Origin of the sequence: Nocardia gamkensis NBRC 108242, assembly GCF_001612985.1 — a bacterium.
Classification (GTDB): domain Bacteria; phylum Actinomycetota; class Actinomycetes; order Mycobacteriales; family Mycobacteriaceae; genus Nocardia; species Nocardia gamkensis.
This window is the reverse complement of record NZ_BDBM01000006.1, coordinates 188,545-201,783: the sequence shown is the minus strand read 5'-3', so window position 1 is coordinate 201,783 and position 13,239 is coordinate 188,545. Positions and strand designations below refer to the sequence as shown.

The following is a 13,239-nucleotide window of genomic DNA, read 5'->3' as shown; positions in this document are numbered from 1 at the left end:
CGCCTCAGCGTGCGCGGCGGCGGCGTGGCCGGGGCGCGAGTTTCAGGCCGAACAGCAGATCGGTGTTGCGGACCGGCGCCGGTTGCTCGGACATCCGGAGCAGTCCGGCACGGCGGATCCAGCTGTGGTGCCAGTGGTACAGGTCCGGAAGGCTCACCTCGCATGCCGCGGCGAGCCTGCGAAGGCGGAAGCCCGCGCCGCCGATGGCCCCGGTGAACAGTTTGCTGTTCGGGGTGGGTCGCGATTCCTGCGAGACGCGGGCGTCGTAGAGCAAGGTGCGCGCAGGCGGCGGTATCACCCACACGTACAGGTCGGGCGCGTGGGTGTAGCCGATCGGGCCGTTGAAGATCAGCGCGTCGGCGGTCAGCGCGACACAGGGAATGGCGTTGAGTTCCATCGCGGTGGCACCGGTGAAGAGTGCGGTGACCAGCGCCGCCGCGTCCACCGGATCGGCGGTCCTGGCCCGGACACGGGCGATGACGTCGTGGTCGATCGGGACCGTGGTCAGCCCGGGCCCGACCGAGTAGGCCAGATCCGACGGCAGATCCAGCCGCAAACCGTGCAGCAGGAACGCGGCTTGGGCGCCGCGCAGGCGCGTGATGGTGTGCCCGCGACTGGGGCTGTCGGCCACCAGGCTGCCGAGGAACCGGTACAGGCTGAGGATGTCGTTCCACTCGTCCACCACACCGGCGCCGGGACCCGGCTGGAAGCGATTCGGCGAGCTGAGTCGAGGTTGCAGCACCGAGAGCATGTATTCGGCCAGACCGGCCCCGCGGGGCCCCAGCCAGCTCCCGACGCCGTTCTGGTTCAGGTCGTGACGGCACTGCCTGCCGGTGTGTTCGGCGAGCCACCGACAGGTCGTCTGGATCCCATCGGTGTAGACGGCGTCGATGCGCGCGAACTCCTGCGCCGGCAGGCTGCGGTAGGCATCGGCCAGGAAGGTGGTGACATCGCCGTCGGAGATCTGCGGCAGCAGTGCGCCTCCGGCCGCTTCCGACAGCGTGATGATGCGCGACGGCCGGTGGCTGACCTGCCCATACCCCACCTGCCGGGTCGGCGGCTCGAAGCCATCGATGCGCGTGGTGGGCGGGTCGGGGACACCGATGCGCGTCGTCGCCGCTTCAGGGGCATCGGTCTGCGTGGTCGCTGCCTCGGGGACATCGGTCTGCGTAGGCGCTGCCTCAGCGGCATCGGTCTGCGTAGGCGCTGCCTCGGGGGGATCGATCCGCGTAGTCGGTGCGTCGGGAACATCGACGCGTGGGGACGCGGCCCCGGGGACATCGATGCGCCTGGTGGGCGCGCTGGCGGCGCGGCGGTCCGCCAGCCACCGCCGCAGGTCCTCCTCCGGCACGCCCAGCCGCTGCGAGGTCGATCGCATCCGTTCGGCAGAAAGTTCGTTGTGTTCGTCGAGCTGGGCCAATCTTTCCAGCTCGGACGGACGCAGCGTGGGCACGCTTGCGTCGACCACAGCCACAACCTCCTGGATTTCTGGACCCACGGCGCAACACGGCGGGTTCGAGACGTCAGTTGCAGAGCATTCGATCACGTACTCACCGGTAGGGCGGGGAATTCAACGGAGTTTCGTCTGTTGTCTACGTCACCGACAACTCCACGATCTATCGAAATCTCGCGCACCGAAAGCGTTTTGCCTAGTCAAGATGTCTGTCGCCGCCAGCGACGGAAAGACGTGGCCGATGCCGACATCGGAAATTTCGGCGCCCATGTCTACGGTGCTGGACACCGCCAATTCGGCACACCGAACATTGCGGCCGAGTCGGCCTCACCGCGCGGAGCGCGCGCTGACCCGGCGCACACCAGGACCGCCGAGCCGACACCCGACGACCGCGCCGCCCAGATCGCCTCGCCGAGCAGGAGCGGTCCGCCACCCGCCGACACAATCCGTGCGCACGCGACCGCGACAGGCGAGGCGAGCGCCGCCGCAGCGCCGGGCAGCGGCGACCATGTCCTGTCCCGGAAGCTGCGCTGGACCGTAGCGAGCCGACGGCTCCGAGTTTGCGGCCGTCGCGGCATCGGGCGCACTGTTCGCCCTCGGCCTGCTTGCCCGGACGAGAGGAATCGGCCTCGGTGAGTTACACGCTGCGTGCGTCCCTACCGCACTGACGAGAAGATGAATATGCCGAGCAGCCGGCAGTAAGCCGATTGATTGCCGGAATCCGGAAGCAATGTTGCGAAATGGGAAGTTCGGCACGGAAACAATGATCGATATTGCGCTGCCGCGTCCACCCGCGATCGGCATCGATCGAATACGAGACGCAAAGCACACCGATGCTTGCCGGAGCGGACGCGGGGATGGCGGCCGTGACCGAATCGAGAGCGAATTCTCAGTGTCCCCACAACGAACTCTCGACAAGCCCAAATACCGGTGCGGTCTCCTTGAAGGGTGCTCGTCGGCAGCACTCGAGCCCAGCCCGGAGGAGACCAGTTCATGTACACCGGCACTACTGCAAGCCTGCCGCGGATCGAGATGCCGTGGCTGGGCGCGGCGATGGGCGCCTCGGCCAGTCGGCGTGCGTCACGGTCGATCAACGCCGACGCGGTCGCGATCGAGACCGATGCGATGAGCGGAGCGACAGCGTTCGTGGTCGCCGACGGTGTGGGAGACCATCTCCTCGGCGCGCGGGCGGCACGCACGGTTGCCGCGGCGGCGGCACATGCGGGCGCCCGGGACGGGGCGCGAGCGGGAATCCTCGCGGCGCAAGAAGAATTGCTGCGGGAAGTCCCGGAACCCTCCGCCGACAGCGTGCTCGTGGTGGCGGTATTGCCGACCGCCGGTCGACCCGATGGTCCCTGCGAGGTGGCATGGGTCGGCGACTGCCGGGCGTATCGCTGGAACGGGCGGGTGCTGCACCAGATCACCACCGACCACACCGTGGCCGAGTCCTACCGAGCCCGCGGGCTGGCGGTCACCCCGCGAATGAGCCATCTGGTCACCACCTCGGCCCGCACCGTCCGACCGGACGAGATCGGGTATGCCGCCACCGGATCGAGCACGGGCAGACTGCTGCTGAGCACCGACGGAGTGCACAAGCCACTCGGCATCGCCGCCGTCAAGGCCATTCTCGCCGACGGCGACGCGGCCCACGCGATCGCCAACTCCCTGGTGGACGCCGCCCTCTTGGCCGGAGGAAGGGACAACGCCACCGCGCTGGTCGTGGACCTTCCTGCCCGCACCGCCGAGGGCTAGGTCCCGTTACCGACTCGGGTGTCACCGTGGGGCACCCGCGACGCGCGCGAAAGAAATGTCGAAATGCTATGAATCGACATCACTGGGGCGCAGTATGTCGCTGTGGAGTTGACAGCCGTACGCATCGACAAGCCGGACGAACTCAACGTCATCATCGGACAGTCCCACTTCATCAAAACCGTGGAAGACCTGCACGAAGCGCTGGTCGGGGTAAGTCAGCACCTGCGCTTCGGGCTGGCGTTCTGCGAGGCCTCCGGCCCGCGCCTGGTCCGCCACTCCGGCAACGACGACTCGCTCGTCGAACTCGCCACCAAGAACGCGGTCGACCTCGGGGCCGGGCACTCGTTCATCGTCTTTCTGCGCGAGGGTTATCCCGTCAACGTGCTCAATGCCGTGCGGCAGGTCCCCGAGGTCTGCGGGATCTTCTGCGCCACAGCCAATCCCGTCGAGGTTCTGATCGCCGAGACGGAACTCGGCAGAGGAATCGTCGGCGTGATCGACGGTTCGGCGCCGCTCGGCGTGGAGAATGCCGACGACCAGGCAGCCCGAAGGCAGCTGTTGCGCCAGATCGGCTACAAACTGTAGTCCCGCGGTCGGCGACCTTCCAGGCCGCCGACCGCGACACGTTCATCCCCGGGTCCGCAATCCCCTACCGCGGACACCTCATCCGCAGCGCCTTCACAGCGCGTTCCGCCGCCGCGCCTCAGCCGAGTTCCGCCAGTTGCGCCACGGCGGGCGCCATGCCATCGATCCAAGCCGCCGGCGAGCCGGTGGTCGGAGTGACGATCGCGGTGTCGATGCCGAGTTTCGCGTAGTCGGCCATCTGCCGGACGAAATCGTCACGGTTCTCCGGGCTCGGCCGCGGATTGTTGGCGATGATCGTCTTGCGGATCTCGTCATAGTCGCGGCCGACGTCGTCGCAATGCCGTCGCAGCACATCGAGCTTGTGCTCGACGTCCGCGGGCGAGGAGCCGAACAGGTTGCACGCGTCGCCGTATTGCGCGACCAAGCGCAGCGTCTTGCGCTCTCCCCCGCCGCCGATGAGCACCTTCGGCCGGTTGATCGGCTGCGGCGAGCACAGCGTCTCGGCCAGCTGGTAGTACTTCCCGTCGAACGCCCCGTTGTCCTGGGGGTCCCACATCTGGCGGCAGATGCGCAACGTCTCCTCCAGCCGCTCGAAGCGTTCGGCGGTCGAGGGAAACGCCACGCCGAGCCCACGGTGTTCGCGCTCGAACCAGGCGGCGCCGATGCCCAGCACCGCCCGGCCACCCGACAGGACGTCGAGCGTGGTGACGATCTTGGCGAGCAGCCCGGGGTGGCGATAGGTCACGCCGGTGACGAGGAGGCCGAGGTCGACGCGCGACGTGTGCGCGGCCAGATAGCCGAGAGTGGTGTAGCCCTCCAGCATGTTCGCCTCCGCGGGCAGGCCCGTCGGCTCGATCTGGAAGTAGTGGTCCATGAACGACAACCAGGTCGCCCCGGACGCCTCCGCTGCCGCGCCGACCCGCGCCAGCTCACCGGCGATAGCGGTCGTACCACCGTCGATATCGAAGACGGGTACGTGAAAACCGAGCTCCATGAAGCGGTCCCTTCTGCTGGTCAACCGTGTACGAGCGCACACTAAGTGCTGGAGTGCGCTCCAGGTCAAGGGAGCGGATCAGGGCAGAGCGGTCAGCCGGCGGTTTCGGGGCGGTCGGACAATCCGAGGCGCAGATGTTCGCTGTGGTAGATCGCCTCGTCCAGCAGCTGGGCGACGTGGTTGTCGTAGAGGCTGTAGACGATGCTGCGGCCGGTGCGCGCACCCGTGACCAGCCCCAGATTGCGCAGCAGGCGAAGCTGGTGGGAAACGGCGGACTGTTCCATGCCGATCGCGTCGGCCAGCGCGCTCACCGACAGTGGCCCTTGGCGCAGCTGCGTGAGGATCATCAAGCGGCTCGGGGTGGCCAGCGCCTGCAATGTGGTCGCCACATGGTTGGCCGATTCCGGATCCAGGCGCGCGGCAGGGCGATCCCTGCCTTCGACACCGTGTCCCATGAGTGAACAGCATACTCTAGGAACAAATGAAGACATGTTCATACTTTCTGATATGGTCGGGCGGTCTGTTCGTTCGCTGTCCTGGAGGTGACCCGTGGCCGCGCCGACCCTCGCGCCGACCCGTCCGACTTCGCCGACCGGCCGTGTGCCTACGCACCGGACCCGGCTGTTCGCCCTGCCGGAAGTGCGGTGGGCCGCAGTGGCTGTCGCGTTCTTCCTCGCCGGTCTGGCGACGCAACTGGCCGATGGACCGCGAGGGGTGTGGTGGGCTTTGTACCTGGCCTGTTACGCCGCGGGCGGATGGGAACCGGGATGGGCCGGGCTGCGGGCATTACGCGACAAGACGCTCGACGTCGATCTGCTCATGGTCGCCGCGGCGATCGGCGCGGCGGCCATCGGCCAGATCACCGACGGCGCCTTGCTGATCGTCATCTTCGCCACCTCGGGCGCCCTGGAAGCGCTGGCCACCGCCCGGACCGAGGACTCGGTGCGCGGACTACTCGACCTCACACCGCAGACCGCGACCCGGCTCGCCGATGGCGGAGAGGAGCAGACGGTGCACGCCGCCGACCTGCGCGTCGGTGATCTTCTCGTGGTGCGCCCTGGTGAACGGATCGCCGCCGACGCGACGGTGCTCTCCGGCGGCAGCGAGGTCGATCAGGCCACCATCACCGGCGAACCGCTGCCGGTGGACAAAGCCGCGGGCGACGAGGTGTTCGCGGGCACTCTCAACGGCACCGGAGTGCTGCGGATCCGGGTGGATCGCCGCGCGGAGGACTCCGTGGTCGCGCGGATCGCGGCCCTGGTCGAGCAAGCGGCCCGAACCAAGGCGCGCGCACAGCTTTTCATCGAGAAGGTGGAGCAGCGCTACTCGATCGGCATGGTTCTGGTCACCCTCGCCGTGTTCGTCGTTCCGCTGCTGTTCGGCGACACCCTGCGGCGGGCGCTGCTGCGGGCGATGACGTTCATGATCGTCGCCTCCCCCTGCGCGGTGGTGCTGGCCACCATGCCGCCCCTGCTGGCGGCCATCGCCAACGCCGGGCGCCACGGCGTCCTGGTCAAATCCGCGGTGGTCATGGAAAGGCTCGGCGCCACCACGCAGGTCGCCTTCGACAAGACCGGCACGCTGACCCGCGGCATTGCCGAACTAGCCGAAATCCGCTGCCTGGACGAACGATTCACCGACGACGAGTTGCTCCGACAGGCCGCCGCGGCAGAGCACCCGAGCGAGCACCCCTTGGCGGCGGCGATCGTGCGCGCGGCCCGCGCCCGGGGTCTGCGACTGCCCGAGGTCACCGAGTTCGTCGCGAACCCCGGTCGCGGCGTCACCGCCCGCGTCGGCGACCAGCTCATCGGCGTCGGCTCCCCCACCGCGTCGGAACTCGCCCCCGACCTGCGAACGACCGTCGAAGCGCTCCAGGCGAGCGGCTGCACCGCCGTTGTCGTGACCCGCGAGCACCGGCCGATCGGGGTACTCGCCCTGACCGACCGGCCGCGGCCGGAAGCGGCGGCGGCGGTGCGGGCGACCACCGAGATCACCGGCGCCGCACCGATATTGCTGACCGGCGACAACGCCGCCATCGCCGACCGGCTCGCCGCCCGCGTCGGCATCACCGACGTACGAGCCGAACTCCTGCCCGACGACAAGGTGACCGCGGTGCGCGGGCTACAGGCCGACGGGCGGAAGGTGACGGTGGTCGGCGACGGCATCAACGATGCCCCGGCCCTCGCCGCGGCCGAGGTCGGCATCGCCATGGGCGGGGCCGGATCCGATCTGACCTTGCAGACCGCGGACGCCGTGGTCGTGCGCGACGATCTGACGACGATCCCGGCGGTGATCGCGTTGTCCCGGCAGGCGCGGCGGGTGGTGATCGCCAACCTGGCCGTCGCCGCCACCTTCATCGGCGTGCTGGTCGTCTGGGACCTCGCCGGCACCCTGCCGCTCCCGCTCGGCGTCGCCGGGCACGAGGGCTCCACCGTCATCGTCGGGCTCAACGGATTACGCCTGCTCCGCCGGAGGGCGTGGGAACGAGCTGCCGGGACACCGGATTGACACCGGCCCCGGCATGCGACAGTGCGACCGGCTAGTCGGCGCGAACCTCGCTGCGGTCCTCGCTCCAGAGCGTATGGAATTTGCCTTCGGCGTCGACGCGTTCGTAGGTGTGCGCGCCGAAGAAGTCCCGCTGCCCCTGGGTGAGGGCGGCCGGGAGGCGCTCCGCGCGCAGGGCGTCGTAGTAGGACAGCGACGACGCGAACGCGGGCACCGGAATGCCGAGCAGGGTCGCGGTGGCCACGACGCGGCGCCAGCTGTCGATGGCGGTCTCGATCGCCGCGCGGAAGTACGGCGCGAGGATCAAGCTCGGCAGCGCCGGGTTCTCGTCGTAGGCTTCCTTGATCCGGTTCAGGAAACGGGCGCGGATGATGCAGCCGCCGCGCCAGATCGTCGCGAGGTCGCCGGGGCGCAGACTCCAGTCGTATTCCGCACTGCCCGCAGCGATCTGGTCGAAGCCCTGGGCGTAGGCGACCACCTTCGAGGCGTAGAGCGCCTGCCGGATGTCCTCGGTGAATTGCTCGACGTCGGCGGGCTTTTCGGCCAACCGGCCGGAGGCGAGACCCTGCGCGGCCTTGCGCTGGGCACGCGAGCCCGACAGTGCGCGGGCGAATACCGCTTCGGCGATGCCGGTCACCGGCACACCGAGGTCGAGCGCGGACTTCACCGTCCAGCGTCCGGTGCCCTTCTGCTCCGCCGCGTCGACGATCACGTCGACCAGCGGCTTGCCGGTCTTCGCGTCGACCTGATTCAGGACCTCGGCGGTGATCTCGACGAGGTAGCTCTCCAGGTCACCGGAGTTCCATTGGGTGAACACATCGGCGATCTGCTTCGCGTCGAAGCCGAGCGCGTCGCGGAACAGGTGGTAGGCCTCGCCGATCAGCTGCATGTCGGCGTACTCGATGCCGTTGTGCACCATCTTGACGAAATGCCCTGAGCCGTCGGGACCGATATGGGTGCAGCAGGGCGTACCGTCGACCTTCGCCGCGATGGATTCCAGCAGCGGCCCCAGCGAGTCGTAGGACTCCTTGGGCCCGCCCGGCATGATCGCGGGGCCGTTGAGCGCGCCCTCCTCGCCACCGGAGATACCGGCGCCGACGAAGTTCAGCCCGCGCTCGCGCATCGCGGCTTCCCGCCGAATGGTGTCGGTGTAGAGGGCGTTCCCGCCGTCGATGATGATGTCGCCCGGCTCCATCGCGGCCGCCAGTTCCTCGATGACCGCGTCGGTCGGGGCGCCCGCCTTGACCATGATCAGCACCCGGCGCGGCTTCTCCAGCGCGGCGACGAACTCCTCGATCGTCTCGGTGCGCACGAAGTCGCCGTCGTCGCCGTGCGCCTCCAGCAGTGCGTCGGTCTTGGCGACGGTGCGGTTGTGCAGCGCGACGGTGTAGCCGTTCCTGGCGAAGTTCCGTGCGATGTTGCTACCCATGACCGCCAGACCGGTGACCCCGATCTGTGCACGCGCTGTGGAGGTCGGCATCAATCAGCTCTCTTCGTTCGACAGGGCGGCGCGTCCGCGCGAAACTGTTCGGCGGCTGCATCGTGGCGTCCGTTCCACGACGCTTCAGACCTTACTTACCCGCCCCGCCGCAGCGGGCACGGAGGGCAGCGCGAGCCGCTCGTCGGGGCAACGGCCGGCCGCACCGCGGACGAGTGCGGCCGAGCCATCGTCGACCTGTGGACCCGAGCGCTCACTCCGCCGGCCGCCCCGCGCGCCCGGCGGCCGGGTCATAGCGGGCAGTCCACGCGAGACGATTCGTCGTCGAGGCCGCCGCCGATCAACGCCTCGGGGCCGCGATCACCGTAGGCGATGCGCTCGAGCAGATCCAGGACCTCGCCGACCTTGTGCAGCTCGCCGGACCGCAGACTCTCGGACAACGCCTGCGCCAGAGCGTCGTTCGCGGACGCCTGATGTCCGCACACCCACGCCCGGCCTTCGTCGGTGAGGGTCAGATTCACCCGGCGCCCGTCGTCCGGATCGCGCACACCGACGATCAGACCCTGATCGCGCAGCCCGTCGACCACATTGCGCATCGTTTGCGGCCTCAGCATCTCCAGCCGCGCCAGGTCGACCGCGGCCAAGGCGCCGTATCGGTGCAGACGTCCCAGCACCGCCCACTGCGTCGCCGACAGCCGCCGTTCATCGGGATCCCTCCGGGCGCGCCGCAGAATCACGGTCGACGCGATGCGCAGGCGGGCCGCCATGCTCGACAGTGCTGTGGCGTCCGCGGTGTCAGCGCTCACGGGCGGGCTCCCTCTGCTTACCTGATCTATAACGATCCACGGGCTGGTGATAGCTGCGGGAAGCCTACTCGACAGTAGAAGCCGTACGTCGACTATGACGAAATCGTCATACATATGGGTGGCCGCGCCGGATCTCTCCTGGCATACCAGCGAACGGATCGCGCGCGGAGGCGGCCCGGCACCGCGGCAGACCCTCCGATACGCGACACTGACCGCGATGGGCACACAGGCGAACGACGCACAGCCGCAGCGGAGACCACCTCATCGGCGCGAGATGATCCTGCACGCCGCGGTCGACGCCTTCACGCACGGCGGCTATTACGGCACCACGATGGCCGACATCGCCACGGCGGTCGGCATCTCGGCGACGGCGCTGTATCGGCACTTCCGCAACAAGCAGCAGCTTTTGGGCCAGTGCCTGCTGGTCGGGCTCGACGACACCTTGAACCGGCTGGACGCCGCGTATCGCACCGACGATTCCGGTGACACCGTGCTCGCCGAACTGGTCCGGGTGGCCCTGGAACTGCGCGGCCTGCCGCGGCTGTGGCAATTGGAGTTCCGCAACCTGACCGCCGCCGACAAGACCGCCGTGCTGGTCCGCGCCGCGCGGATCACCCGCTATCTGCGGCACACCATCGGCATGCGCCGACCGGAACTGAGCGGCGCGGATGTCGAACTGCTGAGCTGGTGCGTGCTCTCGATCGCGGTCAGTCCGTCCTATCACCGCGCCGAGCTACCCGCGCCGGTTGCCGCACAGGTGCTCGACGCCGCCGTCGCGGCGGTGATCACCACCGAGATGCCCGAGCACCCGGCAGGCCCCGCCCCGAACCGGCCACCGCGTGCCGAGACCGGCAACACCGCGCTGGATCGAGCGCTGCGGTCGGAGCGGATGCTTGCCGAGGCGGCGCGATTGTTCAGCACCCGCGGGTATGCCGCGGTGGGAATCGAAGACATCGGCGCGGCCGTCGGGGTCACCGGACCCGCTTTGTATCACCACTTTTCGAGCAAGGCGGAGTTGCTGGACCAAATCGTCCGGCGCCAGGACGAGTGGCTTCGGCTGCTGCTCGCCCGGGCGATCGCCGAGGGCCGCAGCGCCGAGGAATCCATGCGCTCACTCATGCGAAGCTTCGCGCAACTGGGTGTGGACGAGCCCGATCTGCTGGCGATCACCGTCAGCGAGACCCGGCATCTTCCCGGAGACGCGGTGCAGCGCTACCGGAGGGTGCGCTTGGACGGCATCGCCCAGTGGGCCCGCATGCTGCAGGCCGTGCGGCCGGATTTGCCCGCTCCGGCCGCGCGGGTGCTGAGCCGAGCCGTCACCACCGTCGTCATCGATGCCGTCCGCAACCCGCGCTTCCGGCGCAGGGGCGATCTCGTCGATGTTCTCGTGGCCATCGGAGAGCGGATCGAAACGGCCGGAATCCCTGGCCGTGTTTCCGCACCGTGATTTGTGCCACTTAGTCGCTATTAACTTAGCTTCCTCAATTGCGCGCTAGCAGCGGATAGAACACTGTCGGACATACGACCATTTACTTAGTGGTCATTAACATGAGATTGCTTTCGGGTCATCGGTGCCGCACAGTGTGCCGTGGGTGATCGCCGCTGCGCGCGCCCGCCGAATCCCTTGCCGGTACACCGGCCGTTTCTCGAAAGGCATTGGCCCGTGAGCCATTACAAGAGCAACGTGCGCGACCTCGAGTTCAATCTGTTCGAGGTGTACGGACTCGATGACATCCTCCGGACCGGAGCATTCGGCGACCTGGACGGCGACACCGTGCGGTCGATGCTGGCGGAGGCCGCGCGCTTGGCCGAAGGACCGGTCGCCGAACCGTACGCCGACACCGACCGCAACCCGCCGGTTTTCGATCCGGCCACCCACTCGGTCAGCCTGCCGGAGCCTTTCAAGAAGGCGGTGCGCGCCTGGTACGACGCGGAATGGTGGCGCGTCGGCAAGGCCGAGGGCGTCGGGGGCGTGCCCGCCCCTTCGATGGTCAGCTGGGCGATCACCGAATTCGTCCTCGGGGCGCAGCCAGCGGCCTACATGTACCTGACCGGACCGATGATGGCCCACATCACTTATGGCATCGGTACCGAGCAGCAGCGGCGCTGGGCCCAGTTCATGACCGAACGCAACTGGGGCGCCACGATGGTGCTGACCGAACCGGACGCCGGTTCCGACGTCGGCGCGGGCCGCACCAAGGCGATCGAGCAGGAAGACGGCACCTGGCACATCGAGGGCGTCAAGCGGTTCATCACCTCCGCCGACTCCGACGACCTGTTCCCGAACATCATGCACCTGGTGCTGGCCCGCCCCGAGGGCGCCGGGCCGGGCACCAAGGGCCTGTCGCTGTTCTTCGTGCCGAAGTTCCACTTCGATCACGAGACCGGCGAGCTGGGCGAGCGCAACGGCGTCTTCGTCACCAATGTCGAACACAAGATGGGCCTGAAGGCCTCGGCCGCCTGTGAGGTCACCTTCGGCGGCCACGGCATCCCGGCCAAGGGCTGGCTGGTCGGCGAGGTGCACAACGGCATCGCGCAGATGTTCCAAGTCATCGAGGAAGCTCGGATGATGGTGGGCACCAAGGCCATCGCCACCTTGTCCACCGGCTACCTCAACGCCCTCGAATACGCGAAGACACGCGTGCAGGGCAGTGATCTCACCCGGATGGCCGACAAGGCCGCGCCGAAGGTGACCATCACCCGGCACCCCGACGTGCGCCGGTCGCTGATGATGCAGAAGGCGTACGCCGAGGGGCTGCGCGCGATCTATCTCTACACCGCAGGCCATCAGAACGATGTTGTCGCGCACCACATCTCGGGTGCCGACGCGGATCTGGCCGCTCGGGTCAACGACCTGCTGCTGCCGATCGTCAAGGGCGTCGGCTCGGAGCGGGCCTACCAGTACCTGACCGAGTCGCTGCAGACCCTCGGTGGTTCCGGCTTCCTGCAGGACTACCCGATCGAGCAGTACATCCGCGACGCGAAGATCGACTCGCTCTACGAAGGCACCACCGCCATCCAGGCGCAGGACTTCTTCTTCCGCAAGATCGCCCGCGACCGTGGCGTCGCACTGGCCCACCTCGCGGACAAGATCCGCGACACGGCGCAATCCACCGACGGCAACGGCCGGCTCAAGGCGGAGAAGATCCTGCTCGCCACCGCGCTCGAAGACGTCCAGGACATGGCGGGCCGCTTCACCCAGCACCTGCTCGCCGCCCAGCAACAGCCCACCGAGTTGTACAAGATCGGGCTGAACTCCGTTCGCTTCCTGCTCTCCGTCGGTGACCTCCTCGTCGCCTGGCGGCTGATCGTCGCCGCCGAGATCGCCTCGGCCGCACTCGACGCCGGCCCCGGCGAGCAGGACCGCGCCTTCTACGAAGGCAAAGTCGCCGTCGCGTCGTTCTTCGCCAAGACGGTCCTGCCGCACCTCAGCGCGGAATGGTCGGTTATCTCCGACGTCGACATCAGCGTCATGGATCTCGACGAAGCCGCGTTCTGACCCGGGCCGGGCCCCGCGACGGCCGGGGCGTCGCCGGAACGACGACTCAGCAGCGGAGTGCGGTCACGGGAAACCGCGCCGGGGACGTGCTATCCCGGAGAGCAGACCGGCATGGGAACAGTCCGGAAAGTTCGGACTGTTCCCATGCCGGATCCAACATCCTGTATCGGTGGCACTGCCGCGGCCCACCGGTCGTGGAACGCGTCA

Annotated in this window: 10 protein-coding genes; 5 read left to right on the top strand and 5 right to left on the bottom strand. The window is 68.3% G+C overall.

The annotated features are described in order from the left end of the window. Positions 1-4: 4 nt before the first annotated feature. Entirely contained in the window at positions 5-1,468 is a 1,464-nt protein-coding gene (locus tag NG1_RS07170) for a hypothetical protein (protein ID WP_157113890.1), read from the bottom strand. Positions 1,469-2,446: 978 nt separating this feature from the next. Between NG1_RS07170 and NG1_RS07165 the strand changes: the two genes are divergently transcribed. Continuing rightward, the gene (locus NG1_RS07165; protein ID WP_062969204.1) at positions 2,447-3,205 is read left to right on the top strand and encodes a PP2C family protein-serine/threonine phosphatase; all 759 of its coding nucleotides are present in this window, start codon (positions 2,447-2,449) and stop codon (positions 3,203-3,205) included. 102 nt (positions 3,206-3,307) lie between these two features. Next, on the top strand, positions 3,308-3,790 hold the full coding sequence (locus NG1_RS07160) for an adenosine-specific kinase (protein WP_062969202.1): 483 nt from the start codon (positions 3,308-3,310) through the stop codon (positions 3,788-3,790). Positions 3,791-3,908: 118 nt separating this feature from the next. On the opposite strand, the gene NG1_RS07155 is transcribed toward NG1_RS07160, so the two are convergent. Further along, entirely contained in the window at positions 3,909-4,784 is an 876-nt protein-coding gene (locus NG1_RS07155) for an LLM class F420-dependent oxidoreductase (protein WP_040866836.1), read from the bottom strand. 92 nt (positions 4,785-4,876) lie between these two features. Continuing rightward, complete coding sequence (locus NG1_RS07150) at positions 4,877-5,239, bottom strand: ArsR/SmtB family transcription factor (protein WP_040866835.1); 363 nt, start codon at positions 5,237-5,239, stop codon at positions 4,877-4,879. Positions 5,240-5,333: 94 nt separating this feature from the next. Here NG1_RS07150 and NG1_RS07145 point away from each other — a divergent pair, with 94 nt between their 5' ends. After that, the gene (locus NG1_RS07145) at positions 5,334-7,292 is read left to right on the top strand and encodes a heavy metal translocating P-type ATPase (RefSeq protein WP_062969200.1); all 1,959 of its coding nucleotides are present in this window, start codon (positions 5,334-5,336) and stop codon (positions 7,290-7,292) included. Between the two features lie 31 nt (positions 7,293-7,323). Here NG1_RS07145 and gnd read toward each other — a convergent pair whose 3' ends face one another. Both gnd and NG1_RS07135 read right to left on the bottom strand, forming a co-directional pair. Next, positions 7,324-8,769, bottom strand: coding sequence for an NADP-dependent phosphogluconate dehydrogenase (gnd, locus tag NG1_RS07140; protein WP_062969198.1), 1,446 nt, complete (start codon positions 8,767-8,769; stop codon positions 7,324-7,326). Between the two features lie 248 nt (positions 8,770-9,017). Next, positions 9,018-9,533 carry a MarR family winged helix-turn-helix transcriptional regulator gene (locus NG1_RS07135; RefSeq protein WP_062969196.1) on the bottom strand — a complete coding sequence of 172 codons (516 nt, stop codon included), beginning with the start codon at positions 9,531-9,533 and terminating at the stop codon, positions 9,018-9,020. A gap of 217 nt (positions 9,534-9,750) precedes the next feature. On the opposite strand from NG1_RS07135, the gene NG1_RS07130 reads away from it, so the two are divergent. Beyond that, complete coding sequence (locus NG1_RS07130; protein ID WP_168434163.1) at positions 9,751-10,980, top strand: TetR/AcrR family transcriptional regulator; 1,230 nt, start codon at positions 9,751-9,753, stop codon at positions 10,978-10,980. 216 nt (positions 10,981-11,196) lie between these two features. Beyond that, entirely contained in the window at positions 11,197-13,032 is a 1,836-nt protein-coding gene (locus NG1_RS07125) for an acyl-CoA dehydrogenase (RefSeq protein WP_062969192.1), read from the top strand. Positions 13,033-13,239: the final 207 nt, after the last annotated feature.